The sequence below is a fragment of the Methylocystis sp. H4A genome (assembly GCF_015709545.1).
In the GTDB taxonomy this organism is placed as follows: Bacteria; Pseudomonadota; Alphaproteobacteria; order Rhizobiales; family Beijerinckiaceae; genus Methylocystis; species Methylocystis silviterrae.
The window spans coordinates 171,678-197,130 of record NZ_JADNQY010000024.1 but is presented as its reverse complement, the minus strand read 5'-3'; the positions used below and the strand labels follow the sequence as shown (position 1 = coordinate 197,130).

The 25,453-nt window shown below is 64.2% G+C and carries 28 protein-coding genes; 20 read left to right on the top strand and 8 right to left on the bottom strand.

The annotated features are described in order from the left end of the window. The first annotated feature begins 107 nt into the window (after positions 1-107). The 3 genes from IYW40_RS11325 (at position 108) to IYW40_RS11315 (ending at position 3,821) form a co-directional block, all read left to right on the top strand. Entirely contained in the window at positions 108-977 is an 870-nt protein-coding gene (locus IYW40_RS11325; RefSeq protein WP_123174468.1) for a CoA ester lyase, read from the top strand. Positions 978-1,043: 66 nt separating this feature from the next. Further along, positions 1,044-2,408 (top strand): hypothetical protein, encoded by a 1,365-nt coding sequence (locus tag IYW40_RS11320; RefSeq protein ID WP_196400183.1) that lies wholly within the window; start codon positions 1,044-1,046, stop codon positions 2,406-2,408. Between the two features lie 15 nt (positions 2,409-2,423). After that, positions 2,424-3,821 (top strand): heme biosynthesis HemY N-terminal domain-containing protein, encoded by a 1,398-nt coding sequence (locus IYW40_RS11315; RefSeq protein WP_196400184.1) that lies wholly within the window; start codon positions 2,424-2,426, stop codon positions 3,819-3,821. 2 nt (positions 3,822-3,823) lie between these two features. On the opposite strand, the gene IYW40_RS11310 is transcribed toward IYW40_RS11315, so the two are convergent. The 3 genes from IYW40_RS11310 to IYW40_RS11300 all read right to left on the bottom strand — a co-directional run bounded on the left by IYW40_RS11310 (position 3,824) and on the right by IYW40_RS11300 (position 6,191). Then, positions 3,824-4,186, bottom strand: a complete 363-nt coding sequence (locus tag IYW40_RS11310) for a Smr/MutS family protein (RefSeq protein ID WP_246720718.1) — start codon at positions 4,184-4,186, stop codon at positions 3,824-3,826. Between the two features lie 185 nt (positions 4,187-4,371). Then, positions 4,372-5,487, bottom strand: coding sequence for an MltA domain-containing protein (locus tag IYW40_RS11305; protein ID WP_196400186.1), 1,116 nt, complete (start codon positions 5,485-5,487; stop codon positions 4,372-4,374). A 2-nt stretch (positions 5,488-5,489) separates the two neighbouring features. Further along, positions 5,490-6,191, bottom strand: a complete 702-nt coding sequence (locus IYW40_RS11300) for a Tim44/TimA family putative adaptor protein (RefSeq protein WP_196400187.1) — start codon at positions 6,189-6,191, stop codon at positions 5,490-5,492. Positions 6,192-6,306: 115 nt separating this feature from the next. On the opposite strand from IYW40_RS11300, the gene IYW40_RS11295 reads away from it, so the two are divergent. Together IYW40_RS11295 and secB are read left to right on the top strand one after the other, a co-directional pair. Continuing rightward, complete coding sequence (locus IYW40_RS11295; protein WP_196400188.1) at positions 6,307-6,750, top strand: FxsA family protein; 444 nt, start codon at positions 6,307-6,309, stop codon at positions 6,748-6,750. An 85-nt stretch (positions 6,751-6,835) separates the two neighbouring features. After that, the gene (gene secB / locus IYW40_RS11290; protein ID WP_196400189.1) at positions 6,836-7,324 is read left to right on the top strand and encodes a protein-export chaperone SecB; all 489 of its coding nucleotides are present in this window, start codon (positions 6,836-6,838) and stop codon (positions 7,322-7,324) included. Between the two features lie 111 nt (positions 7,325-7,435). Here the strand turns inward: secB and dnaQ are convergent, their stop codons facing one another. The 3 genes from dnaQ to IYW40_RS11275 are packed head-to-tail and all read right to left on the bottom strand — an operon-like array spanning position 7,436 to position 9,384. Then, positions 7,436-8,152, bottom strand: a complete 717-nt coding sequence (dnaQ, locus tag IYW40_RS11285; RefSeq protein ID WP_196400190.1) for a DNA polymerase III subunit epsilon — start codon at positions 8,150-8,152, stop codon at positions 7,436-7,438. 3 nt (positions 8,153-8,155) lie between these two features. Then, positions 8,156-8,746, bottom strand: coding sequence for a dephospho-CoA kinase (coaE, locus tag IYW40_RS11280; RefSeq protein WP_196400331.1), 591 nt, complete (start codon positions 8,744-8,746; stop codon positions 8,156-8,158). A gap of 11 nt (positions 8,747-8,757) precedes the next feature. Continuing rightward, complete coding sequence (locus IYW40_RS11275; protein ID WP_348644256.1) at positions 8,758-9,384, bottom strand: Maf family protein; 627 nt, start codon at positions 9,382-9,384, stop codon at positions 8,758-8,760. Between the two features lie 395 nt (positions 9,385-9,779). Here IYW40_RS11275 and hemE point away from each other — a divergent pair, with 395 nt between their 5' ends. The 3 genes from hemE to rho all read left to right on the top strand — a co-directional run bounded on the left by hemE (position 9,780) and on the right by rho (position 12,841). Then, on the top strand, positions 9,780-10,811 hold the full coding sequence (gene hemE, locus IYW40_RS11270; protein WP_196400192.1) for a uroporphyrinogen decarboxylase: 1,032 nt from the start codon (positions 9,780-9,782) through the stop codon (positions 10,809-10,811). Between the two features lie 2 nt (positions 10,812-10,813). Next, the gene (gene hemJ / locus IYW40_RS11265; protein WP_196400193.1) at positions 10,814-11,233 is read left to right on the top strand and encodes a protoporphyrinogen oxidase HemJ; all 420 of its coding nucleotides are present in this window, start codon (positions 10,814-10,816) and stop codon (positions 11,231-11,233) included. A gap of 342 nt (positions 11,234-11,575) precedes the next feature. Continuing rightward, positions 11,576-12,841: a transcription termination factor Rho gene (gene rho / locus IYW40_RS11260; RefSeq protein ID WP_018406432.1), complete on the top strand. Its 1,266-nt coding sequence runs from the start codon at positions 11,576-11,578 to the stop codon at positions 12,839-12,841. Positions 12,842-12,864: 23 nt separating this feature from the next. On the opposite strand, the gene IYW40_RS11255 is transcribed toward rho, so the two are convergent. Beyond that, the gene (locus IYW40_RS11255) at positions 12,865-13,323 is read right to left on the bottom strand and encodes a GNAT family N-acetyltransferase (protein WP_246720719.1); all 459 of its coding nucleotides are present in this window, start codon (positions 13,321-13,323) and stop codon (positions 12,865-12,867) included. A gap of 140 nt (positions 13,324-13,463) precedes the next feature. Here IYW40_RS11255 and IYW40_RS11250 point away from each other — a divergent pair, with 140 nt between their 5' ends. Genes IYW40_RS11250 through IYW40_RS11225 form a run of 6 tightly spaced genes read left to right on the top strand, consistent with a single transcriptional unit; the run spans position 13,464 to position 19,236 of the window. After that, positions 13,464-13,667: a hypothetical protein gene (locus IYW40_RS11250; RefSeq protein ID WP_175093803.1), complete on the top strand. Its 204-nt coding sequence runs from the start codon at positions 13,464-13,466 to the stop codon at positions 13,665-13,667. Further along, positions 13,664-14,962, top strand: coding sequence for a tRNA uridine-5-carboxymethylaminomethyl(34) synthesis GTPase MnmE (gene mnmE, locus IYW40_RS11245; protein WP_196400195.1), 1,299 nt, complete (start codon positions 13,664-13,666; stop codon positions 14,960-14,962). Before IYW40_RS11250 ends, mnmE begins: the two co-directional genes overlap by 4 nt. A 39-nt stretch (positions 14,963-15,001) precedes the next feature. Further along, positions 15,002-16,843 (top strand): tRNA uridine-5-carboxymethylaminomethyl(34) synthesis enzyme MnmG, encoded by a 1,842-nt coding sequence (gene mnmG / locus IYW40_RS11240; protein ID WP_246720720.1) that lies wholly within the window; start codon positions 15,002-15,004, stop codon positions 16,841-16,843. Next, entirely contained in the window at positions 16,840-17,478 is a 639-nt protein-coding gene (locus tag IYW40_RS11235; RefSeq protein ID WP_196400197.1) for a 16S rRNA (guanine(527)-N(7))-methyltransferase RsmG, read from the top strand. Before mnmG ends, IYW40_RS11235 begins: the two co-directional genes overlap by 4 nt. Further along, complete coding sequence (locus IYW40_RS11230; RefSeq protein WP_196400198.1) at positions 17,475-18,287, top strand: ParA family protein; 813 nt, start codon at positions 17,475-17,477, stop codon at positions 18,285-18,287. Before IYW40_RS11235 ends, IYW40_RS11230 begins: the two co-directional genes overlap by 4 nt. A 55-nt stretch (positions 18,288-18,342) precedes the next feature. Continuing rightward, positions 18,343-19,236 (top strand): ParB/RepB/Spo0J family partition protein, encoded by an 894-nt coding sequence (locus IYW40_RS11225; protein WP_196400199.1) that lies wholly within the window; start codon positions 18,343-18,345, stop codon positions 19,234-19,236. Between the two features lie 171 nt (positions 19,237-19,407). On the opposite strand, the gene IYW40_RS11220 is transcribed toward IYW40_RS11225, so the two are convergent. Further along, entirely contained in the window at positions 19,408-21,108 is a 1,701-nt protein-coding gene (locus IYW40_RS11220; protein ID WP_196400200.1) for an OmpW family outer membrane protein, read from the bottom strand. A 346-nt stretch (positions 21,109-21,454) separates the two neighbouring features. Between IYW40_RS11220 and purL the strand changes: the two genes are divergently transcribed. The 6 genes from purL (at position 21,455) to IYW40_RS11190 (ending at position 25,359) form a co-directional block, all read left to right on the top strand. Further along, on the top strand, positions 21,455-23,701 hold the full coding sequence (gene purL, locus IYW40_RS11215) for a phosphoribosylformylglycinamidine synthase subunit PurL (RefSeq protein ID WP_196400201.1): 2,247 nt from the start codon (positions 21,455-21,457) through the stop codon (positions 23,699-23,701). 1 nt (position 23,702) lies between these two features. Next, entirely contained in the window at positions 23,703-23,942 is a 240-nt protein-coding gene (locus IYW40_RS11210) for a BolA/IbaG family iron-sulfur metabolism protein (RefSeq protein WP_196400202.1), read from the top strand. Positions 23,943-24,057: 115 nt separating this feature from the next. Beyond that, positions 24,058-24,243, top strand: coding sequence for a hypothetical protein (locus IYW40_RS11205; protein ID WP_196400203.1), 186 nt, complete (start codon positions 24,058-24,060; stop codon positions 24,241-24,243). A 42-nt stretch (positions 24,244-24,285) separates the two neighbouring features. Beyond that, positions 24,286-24,519, top strand: coding sequence for a hypothetical protein (locus tag IYW40_RS11200; protein ID WP_196400204.1), 234 nt, complete (start codon positions 24,286-24,288; stop codon positions 24,517-24,519). A 34-nt stretch (positions 24,520-24,553) separates the two neighbouring features. Next, on the top strand, positions 24,554-24,901 hold the full coding sequence (gene grxD / locus IYW40_RS11195; protein ID WP_175093792.1) for a Grx4 family monothiol glutaredoxin: 348 nt from the start codon (positions 24,554-24,556) through the stop codon (positions 24,899-24,901). Between the two features lie 221 nt (positions 24,902-25,122). Then, a complete protein-coding gene (locus IYW40_RS11190) occupies positions 25,123-25,359 on the top strand; it encodes a hypothetical protein (RefSeq protein ID WP_196400205.1) in 237 nt (78 codons plus the stop codon). Positions 25,360-25,453: the final 94 nt, after the last annotated feature.

Genomic DNA, 25,453 nt, shown 5'->3' with positions numbered 1-25,453 from the left:
TTGGCTAAGTTCGCCTTGGCCAAGCGGATGGCGGACCCCGGGGTTATTGTGTAGATCACGCGGCGGGGTCAAGAGCAGGCCGGTTCGTTTCGATGCTGGAGTTTTGAATGATTTCCCGACTAAAGCGCAGCGTGCTGGCGATGCCGGGCTCGAACGCCCGAGCGCTGGAGAAGGGCAAGACGCTCGCCGCCGACGTCCTGATGTTCGAACTTGAAGACGGGGTCGCGGAATCCGCCAAGGCGACGGCGCGCGCGCAGGTCGCGGCGGCGGTGGCCGGCGGCGGCTATGGCGCGCGGCAACTCGTCGTGCGCGTCAACGCCCGCGGCTCCGAGTGGTATAAGCCCGACATCGCCGCCATCGCGCCGCTCGGCCCAGACGGCATCGTCATTCCCAAGGTCAGTTCACGCGACGAGATTTTGAAGGCGGCCGCCGATCTCGTCGCCGCAGGCGCCCCGTATAAGACGCGCCTCTGGGCGATGATCGAGACGCCCCGGTCCGTCCTGGACATCGAAAAAATCGCCAGCGCCGCGGACGATCGGGCTTCGCGTCTCGAGGTCCTGGTGCTTGGCCCCAATGACATCGCCAAATCGACGCGCGCGCGGCTCACGCCCGGACGGCCGGCGCTGTTGTCCTGGCTTTCGGCCGGCGTGCTTGCGGCGCGGGTCCACAACATCGAGATCATCGACGGGATTTACAACGACTTCAATGATCTCGACGGCCTTCGCCGCGAGGCGGAGCAGGGGCGCGACTTCGGCTTCGACGGGAAAATGCTCATTCATCCAGGCCAGATCGGTCCGGTGAATGAAATTTTCGCGCCGAGCGCCGAGGAGGTCGATTTCGCCCGCCGCATCATCGCCGTGTTCGACGAGCCGGACAACGCGGACAAGGGCGTGGTGCAGATCGACGGGAAGATGGTCGAACGTCTGCATCTCGACATTGCGCGCCGCACGTTGCAGCTTGTCGAGGCGTCAGGCTGAGGGCCGCCTGTTTTGCGGGCGCCGAACGCATCAACTATAAGGATGCGGGACAGCAAGGATGAGCCAATGGTCTTGCCGAACGACGAAGAACCGAAGCGCGTCGAACCTTCGGAAGCGCCCATCGATTTTGCAGTATCGCCGTCTGACCCGCCGCCTCCGCCGCCGGTCAGACGCAAGCGGCGCTCCTTCTTTGGCCCCCTGGCGGCGACATTGCTGCTGCTCGTGCTCCTCGCGGGCGCAGCTCTTTATGCGTCGATCGCGTTCAAGGACCGGGACGAGCGGCTGAAGATCGTCGCGGACTATGCCCAGCCTTATGTGGATCAGGCGAGCGGCGCCTTAGGCGAGTTGAAGGACCGGGTCCGTTCGCTCATCGGCGAGACCGAACCGACGCAGACGACGACGCTCCCGCTCGAAACCCCGCCAAGCGAGCCTGCCACGACCGTCGCGGAAGCGCCCCGGCCCTCCACCACACCCCCGCCCTCCACGGCGCCCGTGAAATCCGCCGAACCGGCGGTCGAACCGACGCCGCTGGCGCCGCCCACGCCAGCGCCTAACGCCGCTATGGAATCGCAGAAGACGGCGATCGAATCGCAAAAAGCAGCGGTCGCAGCGTTGCAGAGCCGCGTCGATTCGGCCGAAGAGCTCGCGCAACGCGCCTTGCGCGTCGCCGAGGCCGCCGCCAACGCCGCGAAGACCACCGCCGAAGCGGCGGGGAAGGCGAGCCCGGCTCCCGTCGCTACCGCCGAACAGGGTGAACCCGGGGCGCTAACCGCCAACGAGCAGGTGACGGCGCTTGAAGGCCGCATTGACGAACTCGGGAATGAGACTAAGGCGCTGCGTGAGCGCCTCGAGTCTGCGAAGGGCGAGACGCGCGCGGCGCCAGAGGCCACGGCGGCCAAAACTCCGGACGGACCGGCGGCGATCGTCGTCGTCGCCTATGCGCTTCAACGCGAGTTGGAGTCGGGCCGGCCCTATGCTGTCGAGACGAAGGTGCTGACGCGGCTCGGCACCGATCCTGCCGCGTTGGCGGCCCTCTCGCCATTCGCGGAAAAGGGCGCGCCGACCGCGGCGCAACTGAAGGCGGACTTCGCGCCGGCCGCCAAGCGCATCCACGCGCTTGAGAGCGGCGCCTCCGGCGATCTTACAGAGCATCTGATGAAGGGCGCCAGCAAACTCGTGCGCGTTCGTCCCTCCGGTCAAGCGCCGACGACCGAGGCTCAGACGGTGGAAGAAAAAGTCGCTCACATCGAAGCGGCGCTCGCCCATGGCGATCTCGCTCAGGCGAGCGCCGTTTTCGCGGCGCTCCCCGAAGCGGCCCAGAACGAAGCCAAAGACTTCGGCGCGACCTTGCGCGCCCGCGTCGACGCAGGACGGGCGGCCGACGATCTGCTGCATGGCGCGATCGCCGCGCTCGGCGCAACGAAAGAGTAAGCGGGATCCATCGCCATGCTGTTTCTCTTGTTCTTCATTATCGCGCTTGCCGCGGTCGCCTATGGCCTCGAATGGCTGATCGAACAGCCCGGGTCGCTGACGCTGGATTTCGCCGGCTATCAGTTCGAAGCGTCGATACCGGTGGCGGTGGCGGGTCTGCTGCTGGTCATCGCCGCGACGGTCGTCCTCTGGGCGATCGCCATGGCGCTGCTGCGGCTGCCTGGCCGCTGGAGCGGCGGGTCGCGGACGAAGCGCCGGGACAAGGGATTCGACGCGCTTTCGCAGGGATTCATCGCCGTCGGCTCCGGCGACGCCGCCCGCGCCCGCAAGGCCGCGCATGTCGCCGAACGGCTGCTGCCGAGCGAGCCGCTCACACAGGTTTTGAAAGCCCAGGCGGCGCAGCTCGCCGGCGATCGGCGGGTTGCGGAAGAGACCTTCCACAAAATGACGTTGAAGCCGGAGACAAAGCTGCTCGGCTTGCGCGGGCTGCACATCGAGGCGCGCCGACGCGAGGACGCCGACGCGGCGCATCATTTCGCCAAGGAGGCGCATGACATCGCGCCAGTGCCCTGGGCGGGCGCCGCGATGCTCGAACATCTCGCCGCGCAAGGCGACTGGCAGAAGGCGCGCGAAGCGATCGAGGCCAGTTTTACCGCCAAGGCGATCGACGCGCCGACGGCGCAGAACCTTCGCGCCGTGATGGAAACCGCCATGGCGATGGAGAAGGAGCGCGACCATCCCCATGACGCGCTCCATCTCGCACGCCAGGCGTTGAAGCGCCGGCCGGGCTTCGCGCCAGCCGCCGTCGCCGCGGCGCGAGTGCTTGCCCGCCATGGCGACCAGAAGCAGTCGCTGAAGCTGATCGAAACGGTCTGGGCGACGAAGCCGCATCCTGACCTCGCCGCCACCTATCTCGAGGCGCTGTCGGGAGAATCGAATACGACGAAGCTCGCGCGGGTGGAGAGGCTCGCCCGCGCCGCCCCCAACGCGCCGGAGAGCCGGCATATCGTCGCGGAGGTCGCACTGTCGGCGCGCGATTTCGCCAAGGCCCGCGACGCGCTCGCGCCGCTGATCGCCGCCGGCCGTCATCCGACCGCGCACACCTGTCTGATGATGGCGGAGATCGAAGATGGAGAGCAGGGACCGTCAGGTCCGGTGCGCGAATGGCTCGCCCGCGGATCGCGCGCGCCGCGCGATCCTGTCTGGATCGCCGATGGCGTCGTCTCCAAGAATTGGCTGCCGATGTCGCCGGTCACCGGCCGGCTCGACGCCTTCGAATGGAAGCCGCCGCCGGACTCCGCGCAACATCTGACCGAAGAAGGCAAGCCCAACATTCCGGCCGCCTTTTTGACCCGTCCCGCCGAACCCGTGGCGCTGCCTGCGGCCGAGGTCTCGGGCGCGGCCGGGCAGTAGGTTTAGCGCCCACGATCGGCGCGGCGGATGCGCACATAGAGCGCGCCTTCGCCGCCGTGATGGCGGGCGGCTTCGCCAAATCCGACGACAACGTCGCGCAGATTCGGCGCTTCGAGCCACATCGGCACGACGCGCCGCAGCACGCCGCCTTCATCCCGCGTCAGACCCTTGCCCGTCACGATGATCGCGATTCGCGCGCCATTCGCCTGACATCTGCGCAGGAAGGCCGTTAGCGAGCGCTGCGCCTCCGCCTGCCGGAGGCCGTGAAGATCGAGCTTGGCGTCGACTTCAATCCGGCCGCGCTTGATCTTCACGAAGGTGCGCGGGTCGATGTCGATCGGCCGCGGCGGAGGCTTCGGCGCCATTGGGCGATCGCAGGCCACCGAAGGCCCCGAAGGCGGCAAGGGCGCGGGGCCTTCGGCCGCCGGCGTGGGCGACACGTGCTTTTTTGGACGCGCCCGAGCAGGTCGAACGTCAGCCGTCGCAACCATCCAAAGCTCGGCTTCGGCCTGCGACAGCCGGCGCGCATATCGGCGGGAATTCTCCTCGCTCACGGATCGTCCCCAACATCCTTCGGCAGCAACACGATCATTTCGGCGGCGTGCCGGATGTCGCCGGCGCGCCGGCCCGCCGCTTCGCCCGCGCCGAAAAAAAGATCGGCGCGCGCAGGACCAATTATGGCAGATCCGGTGTCCTGCGCGATCATCAGTCGACGAAATGGCGTTTCCGCCTCTCCTTGCCATGGAATTCGCGCCGCAATCCAGAACGGCAGGCCGTAGCACCAGATCGAGCGGTCGACGGCGATCGACCGGAACGGCGTCAGCGGCGCGCCCTGCCCGCCGATCGGGCCGATCCGGCGCCGCTCGGACGCATCGATCTCGAAGAACACATAGGAGCGATTCTCCTGCATCAGCCGGCGACCCGCTTCGCCGGGAGCAACTCCGAGCCGCCGCAACATCTCCTTCATCAGATCGAGCGACATCTCGGCTTTCTTGACGAGCCCACGCTCAATCATCAGCCGGCCCACGGACGTATAGGGCCAGCCGTTGCGCCCCGCATAGGTCAGCGCCATGACGCCGCCGCCGGGCAGCCGCAACCGCGCCGAACCCTGCACCTGGATGAGGAACAGTTCGACTGGGTCGCGAACATAGGCGAGAGGATGCGCGCTCGGCGCCGCGCCTTCTTCTTCGATCGCGCGGCGATCGGGATAGGGCACGAGCGCGCCATCGGCCTGCCGTCGCGCGCTGGTCAGCGTCTCGCCGGAGGGCAGCGAGAGCGGCGATTCGTTCAAAGTGACGAGATCGCGCGGACGCGACAGGACCGGAGTCGTGAAGCCCGGCTCGGGCGCCAATCTGGCGTCGACCTCCACCTCGTAATAGGCGGTCACGAATCCTTGCGCCTTGATGGCGTGAGGGCGAAACCAGTCCTGAAAGAAGCGGCCAGGATGATCGATGGCGCCGAGCGCCGCGCGCGCGGCGGCGAGGAGCGAGGAGGGCGGCGCGACGGCGCTACGTTGCTCTTGCGCCTTGGCGCCGATGATCTCGGCGGAGCGTCGGAAGGCGTCGAATGCGGCGGCGAGATCGTCGGCCGCAAAGCCGTCGATCTCTTCAAATTCTATCTTTTGCAGCAGATCGGAGGCGGAAAACGGCGGCGCATTCCGCGACATGCTCAGTCTTCGGTTTGCGTCGCGACGAGTTTCCAATTGGGATCATTCGCCTTTGCATCGCGCGCGAAGGTCCAGCGCTCGACGACCTTGCGGGTCTGCCCGCCGTCGATGGTTTCGCCGGCCTGGTCACGCCGCACGCTCATCAGCCGAACGACGAAACGCACCGTCACCTCGTTGCGGCCGCCGATGGCGCGGGCGGCGTCGACCGTCGCCGAGTCGATCGCGACCACGGCAGTCTCCATGCTTTCGCCCTGCTGCTCACGCCGGGTGATCTCCGCCGAAAACCCGTCGAAGACGTCCTGCGCCAGCAGCGGCTTCAAGGTTTCCCGGTCGCCCTTGGCGAAGGCCGTGACGATGAGTTCATAGGCGCGGCGCGCGCCGCTGACGAAGGATTTGCCGTCGAAATTGGGGTCCGACGCCGCCACGGCGTCGAGGCCGCTCCAGGCGGAGGCGACGCCTTTCTCGGCCACGCCCTCCCAGCGATCGGCGCCAGTTGGGCGCGACGGCGCTTCAGCGATCGGCGCGACGCCAGGCGCCGCGGCGACTGCCGCCGGGGCCGGACCGCGCGGCGCGAAGCGCGCCGGGGGCGGCGTATCGCGATCCACCCGCATTCCGAGCACCGAGCGCAGTTTCCAGATGACGAAAACCGCGAGCGCTGCGAAAACGATAAGGCTGGGATCGAAGAGATCGCCGGAGGCCGGCATTGGCAACTCCCGAATAAATTTGTCGTCGGCTATCATGTCGCTTCGTACATGTCACGAATCAAGGGGCGGGCGTATCGCCGCGGGCGACGAAGGACCACAAAGATCGGATGATTCGGTGAAATCTAAGCTTGTCGGCGCCGTCCTCGCAACATGGATCGTGCTCGAGATTCTGTGTTTCGCGCTCGTCGTCCGCGCTGTCGGGCTTCTCGCGGCGATTGCGCTCGCCATCGGCGCTTCGCTGCTTGGCCTCTCCGACGTGCGGCGCCTCCTCGATTTTGTCCGCGCCGGATTGGCCGCCAAGGCGAAAGGCGAAAGCTCCGCCATGCTCGACGGGGCCATGCTTGACGGGGCGTTGCAGGCGCTCGCCTCGATCCTGCTCATTCTCCCGGGCTTCGCCTCGGATTTTGTCGGGCTGGCGCTGAAGTCCCCGTCCGTGCGGCAGAGCCTGGCGCGGCGGCTGCGGGCGCGGTCCAGCGACGCAGACCCGCGAATCATCGACCTCGACCCGCGCGAATGGCGACGCGAAGCGCGCAGAGCGCGCCGAAGCGCCGCGAAGTAGAACCGGGGGCGCGCCTTGTTCGCTTCTGACAGACGTGTTAGGCGGGCGCGAATTCTCATGACAACGGCTTTGCTGGAGATCCTACATGACCGACACCAATGGCAACGGCGCGCAAGGAGCGCCGGGCGGCGCTCCGGCCCTCAATTCGCTCGCTCAATATCTGAAGGATTTCTCCTTCGAGAATCCCAATGCGCCGCGCTCGCTCGGCGCGCAGGAGAAGGCGCCAAACATCTCGATTCAGGTCAACGTCAACGCCAAGCAGTTGGCGCCGACCGACTTCGAAGTCAGTCTGATGCTCGACTGCAAGGCCGGCGAGGGAGACGGACTCCTCTTCAAGCTCGACCTTGAATATGGCGGCGTGTTCCGACTGATGAACATTCCCGAAGAGCAGGTGCATCCGATCGTGATGATCGAATGCCCGCGCATGCTGTTTCCCTTCGTGCGCCAACTTGTGGCCGACGCCACGAGCAAGGGCGGCTATCCGCCGCTCTATATCGATCCGATCGACTTCGTCGCGCTCTATCAGCAAAAGGCCGCCGAAGCGGGCGTCCAAAGCGCTACTCAGGGCAATTAGAGCAGGTTCCGAAAAAGTTGGCAGACTTTTTCGATGAGAAAACCTGCTCCAACATTTTTCTTTTGAGCGATTCCTTGTCGATCACATGATTCCATGTGATCGGGAAGCGCTCTAGCCAGCGACGCTCGGCGCCGCGTCTTCGTCGCTTGCGAGATAGCGATCCCAAATCGGCGCTTTGATCGTCGCGACGAAGGCAAGGTGGGCCGTCTCCTCGGCCGCGCTTAACCGCGGCGCCAGCGGCTCGGGGCGGCTGAGCAGCAGATCGTTCGACGCGGCGATGCGCACCGCGTGAACCGTCTGAAGCGACAGCGCCGACTGCCGCCCGCCGCAAAGCTCGGCGTAGACCTCGGCGAGAAGATTGGCGTCGAGCAGGGCGCCATGCTTCTCGCGCCGCGAGTGATCGATCGCGTAGCGCTGACACAAAGCGTCGAGAGAATTGGGGCCGCCAGGGTGGCGGCGGCGCGCCATGGCGAGCGTGTCGATGATGCGCGCGCCGCCGAGCGGCGGCAAATTCATGAGCGCGAATTCGGCGTTGAGAAAGCGCGTATCGAATTCGGCGTTGTGAATGACCAGCGGCGCATCCTCGATAAAGTCGAGAAATTCGGCGGCGATTTCCTTGAAGATCTTGTGCTGCGCCAGAAATTCGCGCGAGAGGCCATGCACCCGGAAGGCCTCGTCCGGCATGTCGCGCTGTGGATCGACGTAGCAGTGGAAATGCCTGCCTGTCGGGATGAGATTGGAAATCTCGACCGCGCCGATCTCGACCACGCGATGGCCGCTCGAGGGATCGAGCCCCGTCGTTTCAGTGTCGAGAACGATCTCCCGCATTTTTCACCCGAGCCGCGCTTCAAGCGCTTTCACGATGTTTCGCACCTCTTGGCGCGCTGCGTCCAGACCCCGGTCGGTATGGACCACGAAATCGGCGCGGGCGCGCTTTTCTGAATCAGGCGTCTGCTTCGACAGAATGGACGCGAATTTCTCAACCGTCATGCCTTCCCGGGCAAGAACGCGCGCTTTTTGCACATCTTCCGGCGCGGTGACGACGACAATGACGTCGAAATCCTTTTCGGCGCCTGTTTCGAACAACAGCGGGATGTCGAAGACGACGATGTGGTCGCCCTGATGTCGACGTTCTTCGATCAGAGCGTCGCGCGCCGCCCACACCATCGGATGCACGATCGCTTCCAGGCGCTTGAGCGCCGCGGGATCGTCAAGCACGCGGGCGGCGAGCCGACGACGGTCGACGACGCCATTGACGACGACGCCGGGAAACGCACGCTCAATCTCGGCCGCCGCCGGTCCTTTATAGAGATCATGCACGAGCTGATCGGAATCGAGAACCGCAACGCCTTCGGCGCGAAACATGTCGGCCGTCGTCGACTTGCCCATGCCGATCGACCCGGTCAGCCCCACGCGCAGCATCTTTGGCTGTCTCATGAGAGGAGCGCCCCCTGGCGCCGAAGCGCCTCGAGGAGCTCCAGCAGCGGAAGCCCCATGATGGTCCAGTAATCGCCTTCGACCTTCGAGAAAAGTTGCGCGCCCAGGCCTTCGATCTGATAGGCGCCGGCCGACGTCAGCGCATTCTCTCCGATCGCCGCCAGATAAGCGGCGATGAAGTCTTCGCTCAGCGCGCGCATAGTGAGGTCGGCAATGCCGACCGTCGCAAAGACCACGGCGCCGTCGCGCGCGAGAGCGATCGCCGAATGCAGGCGGTGCCGGCGGCCGGAGAGGAACCGCAGAAGCGCTTCGGCTTCCCGCATATCCGCTGGCTTTCCGAATATCCTGCCTTCGCAGCTTGCGACCTGATCGGCGCCGAGCACGAGCCGGCCTTCAGCGGAAATGGCGAGCGCCTTGGCGCGCGCCAGCGCTGAAGCGATCGCGTCGGCGTCGGCGCCGTCAAGCCGCGATTCGATCGCCCGTTCGTCGACATCCGCGGGAATTATCTCGAAAGGGACGCCCGAATGCAGCAGCGCCTGCCGCCGGCCGGCGCTCTTGGAGGCGAGAATCAGCGGCGCCGATTCGCGCCAGAAGGTCGATGTTGACTTGCCGGTCATGTCCACAGCCCTCCCGCGTAAGCCGAAGAGCGGGGATAAAGCGCGGTCAAAAAATGCTCCGCTTCGGTTAGCGGGCATAGAGTCCCCAAACGCTCAACAGGAGAAGCCCTGTCGAACGGATTCCCGCCGACGCCGGTACAGAAGGGATTCACAGGCCATCCACAATCGCTTGCGCCGAGAACGACCGATACATCCATGATTCCATTCGCTGTCTGAATTTTTCCCGCTACGGCCCCCACGACCGGGTCTTCGCAGCTCGCCTGTGGGCGACTGGTTAATGAAAATTAACTTTTGTCCGCTACGCGATACAACTGAAGAATCAATTCTTATTAAAATGAATTTTGTTTTAATGGCGTTTCGCGCTACCCCGCTTGTCGAGGACGACAGACGGAGCGAACGCGATGGCGGACGAGAAGGCGCTTCTTTCGGTTCTGCGCAGAGAAGCGCGAAGCGTTCCGCCGCTGTGGCTGATGCGGCAGGCGGGCCGCTATCTTCCCGAATATCGCGACGTTCGGGCGACGACGAAGAGCTTCCTCGATTTTTGCTATTCGCCGCAGAAGGCGGCCGACGTGACGCTGCAGCCGATCCGTCGCTTCCACTTCGACGCCGCGATTCTGTTCTCCGACATTCTTGTGGTGCCCGACGCCATGGGCCAACGGGTTTCCTTCGAGAGCGGCTCGGGTCCGCGGTTGGAGCCGATTGAAACGCCGGAGCAGGCGCAGCGGCTCGGTCAGTTTAAGATCGAGCATCTTTCGCCGGTGTTCGAGACGATCGATCTTGTGAAAACGGCGCTGCCTTCGGACGTCGCGTTCATCGGCTTTTGCGGGGCGCCGTTCACGGTGGTGAGCTATATGATCGCCGGGCAGGGCACGCCCGATCAGGCGCCGGCGCGTCTGTTCGCCTATCGTTATCCCGACGCTTTCGCGCAGCTGATCGATCGCGTCGTTGAGGCGTCGATCGACTATCTTGCGCGCCAGATCGAGGCCGGCGTCGAGGTCGTGCAGATCTTCGACAGCTGGGCGGGCGTCTTGCCGGCAAATGAATTTCAGCGCTGGTCGGCGGAGCCGGTGCGGCGGATCGTTGAAGGCGTCAAGGCGCGCCATTCGCAAACGCCGGTGATCGCCTTCATACGCGGCGCTGACGCGCATCTGCCCAAGCTCACGCAGACGATCGGCGCGGATGCTTACGGCATCGATACGGCGCTCGATCCCGCATGGGCCGTCGCGCAAACCGAATCGAACGTGCCGCTGCAAGGCAATCTCGATCCTCTCGTGCTTGTCGCCGGCGGAGAAGCGCTCGACCGCGAAATCGATTCAATTCTCGCCGCCTTCGAAGGCCGTCCGCATATCTTCAATCTGGGTCACGGCATCTTGCAACAGACGCCGATCGAAAACGTCGAGCGGCTTGTCGCGCGCGTGCGACGGGGAGCCTGACGATGTACGTCTGGATCAAGGCGCTGCATGTGATCGCCATCATCTCGTGGATGGCGGGGCTTCTCTATCTGCCGCGTCTTTTCGTCTACCACGCCAGCGCGGGCGAGGGGACGCTTTCTGAGACGTTCAAGATCATGGAGCGGCGTCTCTATCGCTACATCATGACGCCGGCGATGCTCGTCGCCTGGATGAGCGGCATCTATCTGGCCATTGAGGGCGGCGCTCTCTCGTCAGGATGGTTTCATGCGAAAGCGACGCTCGTCGTGCTGCTGACCGCCGCGCATATTCATGACGGCGCGCTGATGCGCCGTTTCGCGGCAAACGCCAATGTTCATTCGCCGCGCTACTATCGCATCTTCAATGAACTGCCGACCGTGCTGATGATTGGCGTCGTTATTCTGGTGATCGTCAAGCCGTTCTGACTCTCGGGGGCGATCTTCTCCCGGTCGGGCGCGATCGGCTTAGCGACGCCGTTCATCTTGCCTGTGCAGACAGCAGAGATGCGCACCGCGCGGATCGTAAAGTTTCGCCGGGGTTCGCCGGGGGCGGGGCCCTGTTTGGCGCGTTAGGGCCGCTTTAACGGAACTCTTGATTCATGTCTGGAAATTGTCTAAGTGACCTCTATCCCTCTGAGGCCCGTGTCTGCTTATAGCGGCATCGCCGGATTTTTGCCGGCGCTCCGGTAAGGCCGCCTCCCCCGCCCCACCGCTTCTCTCCGGCTCGTTTCCACCTGCGCGCCAGCTAATACCCAAGGTTCCTCCTGAATGCGGGAAATTAAACTTTCGGACTTGAAAGCCAAGTCCGCCGCCGAACTCCTCGCTTTTGCCGAAGAGCACGAAGTCGAGAACGCCTCGCTCCTGCGTAAGCAGGAGCTCCTCTTCGCGATTCTGAAGCAATTCGCCAGTCGCGACGTCGAAATCGTCGGCGTCGGCGTCGTCGAAGTGCTGCAGGACGGCTTTGGCTTCCTGCGGTCGCCCGACGCGAATTATCTCGCCGGTCCCGACGACATTTACGTCTCGCCCTCGCAGATCCGAAAATTCGGCCTGCGCACCGGCGACACGGTCGAGGGCATGATCCGGAGCCCCAAAGAGGGCGAACGCTATTTCGCGCTGTTAAAAGTCAACAGCATCAATTTCGAAGATCCCGAGAAGGTGCGCCACAAGGTGCCCTTCGACAATCTCACGCCGCTCTATCCGGACGAGCGCCTCAAGCTCGAGATCGAAGATCCGACCCGCAAGGATCTCTCGTCGCGCATCATCGATCTCGTCGCGCCGATCGGCAAAGGGCAGCGCGCGCTGGTCGTGGCGCCGCCGCGCACCGGCAAGACCGTACTCCTGCAGAATATCGCGCAGTCGATCACGACCAATCATCCCGAGTGCTATCTCATCGTGCTGCTCATCGACGAGCGGCCTGAGGAAGTCACCGACATGCAGCGTTCGGTGAAGGGCGAGGTCGTCTCTTCGACCTTCGACGAGCCGGCGGTGCGTCACGTGCAGGTCGCGGAAATGGTGATCGAGAAGGCGAAGCGTCTCGTCGAACACGGCCGCGACGTGGTGATCCTGCTCGATTCGATTACGCGGCTCGGGCGCGCCTACAACACCGTCGTGCCGTCGTCCGGCAAGGTGCTGACCGGCGGCGTCGACGCCAACGCGCTGCAGCGTCCCAAGCGCTTCTTCGGCGCGGCGCGCAATATCGAGGAAGGCGGGTCGCTGACGATCATCGCGACAGCCTTGATCGACACGGGTTCGCGCATGGACGAAGTCATCTTCGAAGAGTTCAAGGGCACCGGCAACAGCGAGATCATTCTCGACCGCAAGGTTTCCGACAAGCGGATTTTCCCGGCGCTGGACATCACCCGCTCCGGCACCCGCAAGGAAGAGCTGCTCGTCGCGCCCGACATCCTCAAGAAGATGTACGTGCTGCGTCGTATCCTCAATCCGATGGGCACGGTCGACGCGATCGAATTCCTGCTCGGAAAGCTGCGCGAGACGAAGAACAATCTGGGCTTCTTCGATTCGATGAATACGTAACGGCGATAAGCGTTCGAGCCGAATCATCGGCTCTCGTCTTGTCGCCTATTCTCATCAACGAAACGCAGCGCCATCAGCGTTTCGTCGAGATAATCGCCGTCGTCGTTTTTCGCTGAGCGCTCTTCAACGCCATAGGCGCGAAATCCCCATCGTTCGTAGAAACGCAGCGCGCGAAAATTCGTCGAGACGACGGTAAGCGTGACGATCTCGACGCTGCCGCGCGCCTCGTCGATCAGTCTTTTCATGATCGCGTCGGCGACGCCAGATCCGCGCTCAGCGGCCTTCACATACATGCCGTAGAGCAGCGCCTTGTGGCGCGTCTTCACGCCGTCGCTCCATGCGAGTCCGCCAACGCCAATCAATTGCGAGTCTTCTTCGTTGAATGCGCCGATGACAAAGTCGCGCTGAAGGCGGGCGGCGACCGACTCCGACGGGACATGGACTTCATCTTCGGGCGCGAAGCGAAAGGCTCGGGGCTCCAATGTAAAGCCCTCAAGTCGCAACGCTTGAAAGAGGTCCGCGTCCGCGCCGTTGAGCCGGCGACATATTGCTCGCGTTCGCATATGTCTTTGTGCCGGAGCGGCCTTGCGAATGCCAGCGGCGAAGGAAATAAGCGGCGCGCATGTTCAAGGATTTCGCCAATGTGTGGATGACGGTCGGCGTTGCGCGTGATCGGAAGCGCGACGCCGGCGTGTCCTGTGCGTTCATCGACCGGAGCCCGCCGTTTGTGCGCTGCAGCATTTTCGGTCTCGACCCCTTGAACGGGAGCAGGCGATCGGGAATTTACATAGCTGCGCCGGACTGCCGAGAGGCCGCCGGCCGATGACGGTGACCGACACGATCTTCGCGCTCGGAACGGGCGCCGGTCGCGCCGCGATCGCCGTCATCCGGATTTCGGGGCCGGGGGCCGGCGGCGCGCTCGCGGCGCTCGTCGGCAAGCTCCCCAAGCCGCGGCAGGCGAGTTTTGCGATTCTGCGTGATCCCCAGACCGGGGAAATGCTTGATCGGGGGCTCGCGCTGTTCTTTCCCGGTCCCGCGTCGTCAACGGGCGAAGATTACGGCGAGCTGCAGCTTCATGGCGGCCGCGCGGTCGTCGAGGGCGCGCTCGCCGCTTTGCATCGGCTCCCCGGCTTGCGGCCTGCCGAACCCGGCGAATTCGCGCGCCGCGGCTTCGCCAATGGCAAGCTCGATCTCTCTCAAGCGGAAGCGCTCGCCGATCTCATCGACGCGCAAACCGAGGCGCAGCGGCGGCAGGCTTTGCGGGTGGCGGGCGGCGCGTTGCGCCGGAAGGTCGAGGCCTGGCGGGCGGCGCTGGTGGAGTCGCTCGCGCTTGTTGAGGCCGAGCTCGATTTCAGCGACGAGGCGGACGTCGGCGCGTTTTCGCCGGCGCGGCTCAGCGCGCTGCTTTCGCCGCTTGCCGAGGACATGCGCGCGGCGCTGCAGCTCGCGCCAGCCTCGGAGCGCATGCGCGACGGCTTCCTTGTCATGATCCTGGGGCGGCCGAATGTCGGCAAGTCGACGCTGATCAACGCGCTGACGCGGCGCGATCTGGCGATCGTCTCGCCGATTCCCGGCACGACGAGGGATATGATCGAAGCCCATCTGGATATTGGCGGTTTGCCGGTGACATTGATCGACACGGCGGGTCTGCGCGAGGCGGCCGACGCGATCGAGCGGATCGGAGTCGATCGGACTCTCGCCCGGGTCGAAACCGCCGATCTGGCGCTGTGGCTCTCGGATTCTGCGGAAGCGCCGCCGGAACACGACGTCGAGACGATCCGCGTCGCGACCAAAACTGATCTGACGCCGGCGCTTGAAGGCGCGATAGGCGTCTGCGCCTTGAGCGGCGAGGGGCTCCAGACGCTGGTGGCGGCGATTGAAACGCGCGCCCGGGCGCGCCTAGGCGACGGCGCGACGTCGCTGATCGTGCGAGAACGGCATCGTCACGCTCTGGAGCAAGCCATTGAAAGCATTGACTCTATACTGGTTGGCGGCGAAGCGCTCGAGATTCAGGCCGAGGCGTTGCGCCGCGCCAGCCGTGCGCTCGGCCGGATTGTCGGCGCGGTTGACGTCGAGGAAATTCTCGACGCGGTTTTCTCGCGTTTCTGTATTGGCAAATGATATGTTTCACGTGAAACAGGCCAAGCGATGAATTCCGGGATGAAGCAATTCGACGTCATTGTGATCGGCGGCGGCCACGCCGGCTGCGAGTCTGCGGCGGCAGCGGCGCGTCTTGGCGCGCGCACCGCGCTCGTGACCCAGAACCGTGCGACAATCGGCGAAATGTCTTGCAATCCCGCAATTGGCGGGCTCGGCAAGGGCCAGCTGGTGCGGGAGATCGACGCGCTCGACGGGCTAATGGGGCGGGTCGCTGACGCCGCCGGCATCCAGTTCCGCGTCCTCAACCGCTCCAAGGGCCCAGCGGTGCGCGGTCCCCGCGCCCAGGCCGACCGCAAGCTCTATCGCGCAGCGATGCAGGCGGCGCTGAATGAGACGGAAAATCTGACGATCGTCGAGGCCGACGTCGAAGATCTGCTGATGGAGGGCGAAACTGTTCGTGGCGTCGTCACCGCCGAGGGCGAGATCAGGGCCGCGTCCGTCGTCGTCGCCACCGGCACATTTCTCGGCGGGGTGATCCATATCGGCGATGAGCGCACGCCCGCGGGTCGAATGGGGGACGCGCCGTCGAACGGGCTGAGCCGACGGTTGCGGGACGCCGGCTTTGCAGTCGCGCGGCTCAAGACCGGCACGCCGCCGCGGCTCGACGGGGGCTCCATCCGCTGGGACGCTCTCGAAGTCCAATGGGGCGACCCGACGCCGGAGCCCTTTTCCTATCTGACGACGGCGATCGCGAACCGTCAGATCGCCTGCGGCGTCACCCGCACGACGCCGGCCGCGCATCGGATCATTCTCGATGATCTGCATCGCTCGCCCATGCGCACAGGGGCCATCTCAGGCCCGGGACCGCGCTATTGTCCCTCGATCGAGGACAAGGTGACGCGTTTCGCCGACCGCGACGCCCATCAGATTTTCCTGGAGCCCGAAGGGCTCGACGACGACACCGTCTATCCGAACGGCGTCTCGACTTCGCTGCCGCTCACGACCCAGCAGGCCTTTATCAACGCTATTCCTGGGCTGGAGGACACCCGCATTCTGCGGCCGGGCTATGCGATCGAATATGACTATGTCGATCCGCGCGAACTTTCGGCGACACTCGAGACCAAGCGTTTTCGCGGTCTTTTCTTCGCCGGGCAGATCAATGGCACGACGGGATATGAGGAAGCCGCCGCGCAAGGGCTGCTCGCCGGGATCAATGCCGCGCGCTGCGCCGCCGGTGCTGCCGCAATCGTCTTCGACCGGGCGGAAGCCTATCTCGGGGTGATGGTCGATGATCTCGTCACCCGGGGGGTTAGCGAGCCCTATCGCATGTTCACCTCGCGCGCCGAATATCGGCTGTCGCTGCGCGCCGACAACGCCGACGAGCGCCTAACGCCGCGCGGGATCGAGATCGGCTGCGTCGGCGCTGATCGGGCGTCGCATCACTCAGCCCGCGCCGCCCGCCTCGAGGCTGCGCGCACCATGCTGCAGACAAGCGAATTGACCTCGGCCGCCGCGCGCCGGCACGGGCTGCCGGTCAATCAGGACGGGCTGCGCCGCAGCGCCTATGCGCTGCTGTCCTTTCCGGACATCACGCTGGAGCGCCTGGCGCCGATCTGGCCAGAGTTTAGCGGAATTGATTCCGATACTGCCGAGCGGCTCGAGACCGAGGCGCGCTACGCGGTCTATCTCGACCGCCAGCAGGCCGATATCGACGCGTATCGACGCGACGAGCGCCTGGCGCTGCCGGATGGGCTGGATTATGCGGCGATCGCCGGACTCTCGGCGGAATTGCGCGGAAAATTGAGCTATCTGCGGCCGCGCACGATCGGCCAGGCGCAGCGGATCGACGGCATGACGCCTTCGGCGTTGACGCTGCTGGCGGCGCGGGCGCGGCGGGCGTGAGAGACAGATCTTGCCGGGAAGAGGCGCTCGGTCTTTTCCCGGAACTCAAACCGATTCAAGCGGAGCTTGAGATCTATGAGTCCCTGCTGCGTCGCTGGCAGGCGAAGATCAATCTGGTCTCCTCGGCGACCCTCGACGAAATTTGGCTGCGGCACTTCGCCGATTCGGCGCAGGTTCACGCTGTCGCGCCTCACGTCCGATGTTGGGCGGATCTGGGGTCTGGCGCGGGCTTTCCCGGGCTGGTGACGGCGCTCTTATTGAAATCGACGCCGAATGTCGTCGTGCATCTGATTGAAAGCGACCAGCGCAAAGCTGGATTCCTCCGTGCTGTTTCACGTGAAACAGGAGCGCCAACGGTCATTCATGCCGAGCGGATAGAAAGCGTTCTGCCGAATCTTACCGCCGAAGTCGGCGGCGTCAGCGCCCGCGCCCTCGCGCCGCTCTCTCGCCTCGTGCAGCTCGCCGAGGCGCCGCTACAAAAAGGCGCTGTTGGCGTGTTTTTAAAGGGGGAAGAGTGGCGAGACGAATTGACCGCGGTCGAGGCGCTCGGTAGCTTGAGCTGCGAATCGGCGGACAGCCGCACCCGCAAGGGCGCGCGAGTCGTCGTCGTCAAGCACAAGGTTTCCCCATCGTGACCGCTTCCTCTTCGCCGCGCATTTTTGTGCTGGCCAATCAAAAGGGCGGCGTGGGCAAGACGACCACCGCCATCAATCTCGGCACGGCGCTGGCGGCGGTCGGCGAGGAAGTTCTCGTCATCGACCTCGATCCGCAGGGCAATGCGTCGACCGGCCTTGGCGTCGACCGTCACCAACGAACGATTTCCACCTATGACGTGCTGCTCGGCGAATCGAGCCTCGCCGACGCGATCATCGCCACGGCGGTGCCGCGGCTCTCGATCGCGCCGTCGACTCTGGATTTGCTTGGCGTCGAGCTCGAAATCGCCAATGACAAGGATCGCGCCTATAGGTTGAAGCGCGCCTTCGCCGAGCTGGCGGCCGATCACGATGATGAGCGGCGCTTCAGCTATATTCTGATCGACTGTCCGCCGTCACTAAATCTCTTGACAATCAATGCGTTAGCTAGCAGCGACGCCGTCGTCGTGCCGCTACAGTGCGAATTCTTCGCGCTGGAAGGCCTCTCCCAGCTGCTCTCGACTGTCGAACAGGTTCGGCAGACTCTCAACCATAAGTTGTCCATCCATGGCGTCGTTCTGACGATGTATGACCCCCGCAACAACCTCGCCAATCAGGTCGTCGCCGACGTGCGTCGTTTCATGGGCGAGAAGGTCTATCAGACGATGATTCCGCGCAACGTCAGGGTCTCGGAGGCGCCTTCACATGGCAAGCCGGTGCTGCTCTATGACCTCAAATGCGCGGGCAGTCAGGCCTATCTGAAGCTCGCCTCGGAGGTGATCCAGCGCGAGAAGCGGTTGCGCGCGGCCTAAGAGCCAAGCACCCCAAAAGCCAAGCGGCCCAAGAGCCTAGAAGGAGCCTTTCAAGATGGCGGATGAATCGCGGCGCCGGCTGGGCCGGGGATTGGCGGCGCTTCTCGGCGACGCCGCCGCTGACGCCGCCCCGGCCGAGCGGCCGCGCGGGCCACGAAAGGCGCCGATCGAATTTTTGCGCCCGAACCCGCGCAATCCGCGCATTTCTTTTCGCGAAGAGGATCTGGCCGAACTGACCGCATCGATTCGCGAGAAGGGCGTGATCCAGCCCATCATCGTGCGCGTCATCGTCGGCGTCGCCGACGCCTATGAAATCATCGCGGGCGAGCGGCGCTGGCGCGCGGCGCAGATGGCGGGGCTCTCGGACGTGCCGGTCGTCATTCACGAGGCGAACGACAAGGAAGCGCTCGAACTCGCGATCATCGAGAATGTGCAGCGCGCCGACCTCAACGCCGTTGAGGAGGCGAAGGGCTATGAGCGGCTCGGCGCGGAGTTTGGATATTCCCACGGCGACATCGCGAAAATCATCGGCAAGAGCCGGTCTCACATCGCGAATACGATTCGCCTGCTCGCTTTGCCCGAGGACGCGAAAAGGCTGTTGGGCGAAGGCGCGATTTCGGCCGGTCACGCTCGCGCGCTCCTCGCCGTCGCCGATCCGGCGGCAGTGGCGCGCCGCATCGTCGAAAAGGGATTGACGGTTCGCGACGTCGAGCGATTGGCGAAGGACCACGCCGAGGAGGCTGGCCCGTCGGGACGTTCGCCGCGTTCCGCCAAGAATTCGGCCAAGAATTCCGCCAAGGACGCCGACGCGCGCGCGATCGAAAAGACCTTGAGCGACGCCCTCGGTATGCGTGTCGAGCTTCGCGCCGAGGATGAAAGGGGCGAGCTTCGGATTCGCTATGAATCATTGGAGCAGCTTGACTCGATTTGTGGGCTGCTGACCAAATAGATTTCCCTTGAGCACAACGTCGATGTCAAACTGCGTCCGGCGCCAGGGTCAGATAGAGGGCGAGCGCGCCACTCAGCGATACCCTGGCCAAAAAAACCCCCGGCGTGAGCCGGGGGTTTTTTGTAATCTGAAACCGACCCGCAAGGGCCGGTTTCTCCTTGACTGCTAATTTTAGAACAGCGGCGACAGGAGGCTGCCGCCGAAGCGATAGGTGAGGCCCGCCGAGATGACGATCGGATTGATCGGCAGCGACACCTTGACCGGAATGAAGATCGCACCCAGCGCAGGCACCGCCGGCGCGAAGGAGACCACCGTCGAGTGAACCATCGGGTGCAAGCCGACATATTTGAAGTCGAGGTTCACGCCCCAATGGTCGTTGAGCATATAGTCGAAGCCAGCCTGTCCAACCACGCCCCAGGAAGGAGCAACCGTGGCGTATTGGAAGGTGCTGAGAACTCCCTGGGCGCCCGCAAGCGGCGAGCCAGGGGCGAAGGGAATCGACCAAGTGTCGTTATTGACGCGCGTGTTCCAGAAGGTCGTGAAGTTCACGCCGACGCCGACGTAGGGTTGGAAAGCGCCGAAATTGGTGAAGTGATATTGCGCCATGATGGACGGCGGGAACACCCAGGTGCGAGCGAAGTCGCTGGCGATCGTGCCGGTGCCCTGAATGTGAGCCGGCGCAATGCAGCAAATCGCTTCAATCGCCCAGTTCTTGGTGAGGTAATAGGCCACGTCGATCATCGGGATGATGGCCGACGAAGTGTTGGTGCTCGCGCCGGCAATGACGCCATTCGCGCCGGTCAGGCCCGTGCCCACGCCGATGGAGCCCAAGAGAGGGTGTCCGGCGCCCGAGTCGTAAACCGTGCCATGGCCGTTGAGCGGAATGACGCCGCCAATCTTCAGGCGCACCTGAAACGGCTGGTAGCTGTCGACGAAGGCCGGCGGGGGTCCCTTGACGGACGGAAGAGCGCCGCCCGCGCTCGAAGGCGCCGCGACCGCGAAGGGATCGAAGTGCCAGTTCAGGCCCGCGCGAACCGTATGAAAGCGGGTCGGCGAACTCTGCGTCGCGGCGAAGATCGGAACCCCGGCGGCCAAGCCAGGCAGAGCATTGAGCGGCACGGAATTCGCATTCGTCGAGCCGAGATCGACATAAAGATATTCGGCCTTGAGCGACCACGCCGGGAACATGGAAGGCGACCATTCGAGGCCGCCGCCTGCCGCCCAGCCGACTTTGGTGTTGTCGTAATAGCCGTGGCCGACGGAGCTTATTCCCTGAGTGAGGAAATTATCGGCGAAGCCGGCATTGTGGACGACCTGGCCATAGGCGAAGCCGCCCGTGCCGTAAACCATCAGATTGGGCATGGACGGCAGCGTGAAGCCGACCCGGCCGCGCACCGTGCCGAACCAATCGACCTTCTTCGTCGAATTGACCGACTGCACATGGGGTCCTAGGCCATCGACGATTCCCACCACCGCGTTGCCGTGGGACCCGATATCGGCGGCCTGGATGTCCGCCTCGGCGCCAAGGACGAGCCACGGGTTGAACTGATAATTGTAGCCGAGCTGTCCGCCGCCCACGACGCCTTGCAGATTTTGTCCGGTGGTCCAGGCCGAGCCGAGCGGCGCTACCGGTCCGCCAAACGTTTGCCCGATTGGCGTGACGCCGCTCAGGTAGCCCAGGCCGCCGGTTTCCGAGGAGCTGGCCCCGAAGGCGTAACCGATGTTGACGCCCCCGTAGAGACCCGTCCAGGTGAACACCGGCGGAAGCGGCGGCGGCGGAGCCTTATAGCTGGGCAGGTCGGCGGCCTGGGCGGCGACGCCCACGCTCCCGACCACAAGAGCGGCTAGCGTGCCGCGAACAAAATTCTTCATCGGAACCCCCGGATTAAATCTGCGGTCGACGGTCGACGACGAAGGCGCCGAAGTCCCTTTCACGTTGCTATAAAATTTTTGTAATGCAACTAAGTCTGATGCAAAATTAGGCTGTGGCATGCTCATTCTTGGCCGCTGTGGCTCTCGGGCAACATTCCCTAGCAATTAATGTGAGATAGCGACCATCGCTTTTGCTGCAACCGCTGCCGTGCACAGCATCTTAGATGCGACTTTAGGCATATGCGCGGCTTGCCGCGCCAGACGGCGCGCAGTAATCCTTGCGCTGCCGCAGCGCGGCGAAGACCTTCGAAGCGCGGCCGAGATTTTCACGTCAATGCGAGGTTAAGTGAGCGCGACCGAACCCGCCGTTACGCCGGAGCTCGCCGCCGCGCATGGCCTCAAGCCCGATGAATATGCGCGCATCCTGACTCTCATCGGCCGCACGCCGAGCTTCACCGAGCTCGGCATATTCTCGGCGATGTGGAACGAACACTGTTCCTACAAGTCGTCGCGCGTCCATCTGCGCAAGCTTCCGACCCAAGCCCCTTGGGTGATTCGCGGTCCGGGCGAGAACGCCGGCGTCATCGACATTGGCGATGGCGACGCCTGCGTCTTCAAGATGGAGAGCCACAACCACCCCTCCTTCATCGAACCCTATCAAGGCGCGGCGACGGGCGTCGGCGGCATTCTGCGCGACGTGTTCACGATGGGGGCGCGGCCGATCGCCTGCTTGAACCTCCTGCGTTTCGGCCGCCCTTCGCATCCGAAAACGCGGCGGCTGGTGGCGGGCGTCGTCGCCGGCGTTGGCGGCTACGGCAATAGTTTCGGCGTGCCCACCGTTGGCGGCTCGACGGAATTCGATCCCTCCTACGACGGCAATATTCTCGTCAACGCCATGGCGGTCGGGCTTGCGCGGGCCGACTCGATTTTCTATTCGGCCGCCGCCGGCGTCGGAAATCCGATCGTTTACCTTGGCTCCAAGACCGGCCGCGACGGCATCCATGGCGCCACCATGGCCTCGGCGTCCTTCGAGGAGGACGCCGAGGAAAAGCGCCCCACCGTGCAGGTCGGCGATCCTTTTTCGGAAAAGCTGCTGTTAGAGGCCTGCCTGGAGCTCATGGCGTCGGGCGCGGTCATCGCCATCCAGGACATGGGCGCCGCCGGACTGACATCTTCGGCGGTCGAGATGGGCGCCAAAGGCAATCTCGGCATCGAGCTCGACCTCGACGCCGTTCCCTGCCGCGAAGAGGGCATGACCGCCTATGAAATGATGCTCTCGGAGAGCCAGGAGCGCATGCTCATGGTTCTCAAGCCCGAACTCGAAGAGCAGGCTGAGGCGATCTTCAAAAAATGGGGGCTCGACTTCGCGATCATCGGCAGGACGACCGATACGCTGCGCTTCGTCGTCAAGCACAGGGGCGAGGTGAAGGTCGATCTGCCGATCAAGGAATTGGGCGACGAGGCGCCGCTCTATGACCGTCCCTGGACGCAGACGCCGAAACAGCCGGCGCTTGACGCGGCGTCGATCAAATCGCCCCTGTCGAACCGCGAAGCGCTGCTGAAACTCCTGGCGACGCCAAATCTCTGCTCGAAGCGCTGGGTCTGGGAGCAATACGATCACCTCATACTCGGCAATAGCGTACGGCCGCCCGGCGGCGACGCCGCCGTGGTCCGGCTGAAGGAGGGACCGAAAGGCCTGGCGCTGACCACCGACGTCACCGCGCGCTATTGCGCCGCCGATCCTTACGAGGGCGGCAAGCAGGCGGTCGCTGAAAGCTGGCGCAATATCACCGTGCGCGGCGCGACGCCGCTGGCGCTCACCGACAATCTGAATTTCGGCAATCCGGAGCGGCCCGAATATATGGGCCAGTTCGTCGGATGCCTTCAGGGGATCGGCGAAGCCGCCCGCACGCTGGATTTCCCCATCGTTTCGGGAAACGTCTCGCTCTACAATGAAACCCAGGGCGCCGGCATTTTGCCCACCCCGGCGATCGGCGGCGTCGGACTGATCGCCGACGTCGCCAAGGCGGCGCAAACCGGCTTTGCGAGAGACGGCGACGCGATCCTGCTCATCGGCGAGACGAAAGGCTGGCTCGGCCAGTCAGCCTATGCGCACGATCTATGCGGGCGCACGGACGGCGCGCCGCCGCCGGTCGATCTCGCCGCCGAGCGCCGCAACGGCGACTTCGTTCGGGGGCTGATACTTTCCGGGCGCGCCAGCGCGGCGCATGATCTCTCGGACGGCGGCCTCGCCGTGGCGCTGGCGGAAATGGCGCTCTCCGGCGACATGGGAGCCGAAATCGCGGAGCTCCCAACGGGTCCTGGACACGCGACGCTGTTTGGAGAAGACCAGGCCCGCTATCTCGTCACCATTCCACAGGGCGAGGACGCCGCCGAGGTGGTCCGAGAGGGCGCGGCGGCGGGCGTGCCCATTCTGGCGATCGGCCGCGCCGGGGGCGGCGCCTTGATCCTGCCCGGCGAGGCGCCGATATTGCTGACCGAGCTGCGCAAGGCGCATGAAGCCCCGCTGCCGGCCTTCATGGCCGGAGATGACAACGCGCTTTCGTGCGCTTTCCCGACACAGGTGTCATAAAATGCCCATGCCCTCCGCTGAAATCGAGCGTCTCATCAAGTCCGCCATACCCGACGCGCAGGTGGAGCTGACCGCGCTCGTCAACGATGACGATCATTGGGCGGCGACGGTCGTCTCCGAAAGTTTCCGCGGTCTCACCCGCGTCAAGCAGCATCAACTGGTCAACGCCGCGTTCGGCGACCGGCTCGGCGGCGAATTGCATGCGTTGCAGCTGACGACGCGGGCGCCGGAAAGCGTTTAGCCCCGTTGAAGCGGACTGCGCGTGACATATCTGTGACACGTAGCCTTCGCTCAGCTGGGGAGCTCTCAAAATGATAAAACGCGTGTTGTTGGCGGCAGTTTTGGGAACATCCGCCTTGAGTCAGTCCGCGCTTGCGGATCACAAGCGTCATGTGTCGCCGGACCGCCATCCGAGCCACGCCGCTTGTGAGCGCAGCGGATGGAATCATCGCTCCTGCGCCCATCTCGGCCACTACGGAGACAGCACTCACTACTACTATCACCATGATCGGCGCCGGCATCACGGAATGGCGCTGGACTGATCCGCTTGGGGCGAAGGCGCGCTCAAGAGTCGGAGATAGGTCATGAGGAAGACATTGACGGTAGCGCTTCTCGCCCTTGTTTGCGCGCTCTCAAGTGGCAACGCTTTTGCACAGCGTTGGCGCGGGCCTTGCTGCGCGCCGGCCGCGCCGGCGTGGGTGCAGTATCAGCAATGGGCCAACGGCTATTTTCTGGGCTGCAATTATTTGCGGCAGCTGTACAAATACGGCGATGACGTCGACGCAAGGCGCGCCTGTCAGGGGATGATGTTCGACTGACGGCCGCGCCGACCAGGCCCTGCGAGGAGACAAAGTGAGCACTGCAGACACAAACACGCGCATCAAGAACGAGATCGAATCCTCCGACGTCGTGCTCTTCATGAAGGGCACGCCGCAGGCGCCGCAGTGCGGCTTCTCCATGCAGGTGGTTCAGATCCTCAACCACCTCGGCGTGCCTTATAAGGCAATCAACGTGCTCGCCGATGGAGCGATACGCGACGGCATCAAGGCCTATTCCAACTGGCCGACGATTCCGCAGCTTTACGTGAAGAACGAATTCATCGGCGGCTGCGACATCGCCAAGGAAATGTTCCAGAGCGGCGAGCTCGTCGCGCTGCTCGACAAGGAAGGCGTGCCGCGCGCTCAGGCCAGCAAGGCCTAGCGCGCGTCGCAACACATCTCGGTCGAATACGTCTTTAGAATAATCCGGCGCGCTGGTGGCATGCACGCGCCGGATTTTTTGCGCGTGCGTGGACCTATGAGAATTTCGGGCGGCGCCCCTACCACGGTTTTATGACAGTGATATTACAGTAAGGGTCGAGTATCCGAGCGTCCGGATTTCCGGCGCCTCAGGCGGATGAGCTTCGACGAAGGAGCGCTCCCATGAAACGCATGCTTACGGTTGTCGCGCTGGCGGCTTTCATTGCGCCCGCATCAATCGCGTCGGCCGTCGCCCAAGACAATTATGGCTCCGCTCGCGCTCGTCGCTCTGCCCATCCCAGCCACCCAGCGATCGCGGATCAAAACCCTGCGCAGGGGCCCGCCGCCACTCCGCGCCGCGAGACCTATGCTTGGCCGGATCAGCGTTACTATGGCGTACATGGCATGATGTACGACTGAGCAGTCGGATCAGCGCGTCCTGACGCCGCCAGGACGCGATTTGCGCTGGAACGGATTTGATTTCCTGACTGCATTGCGCCAATTTCGCGCAATG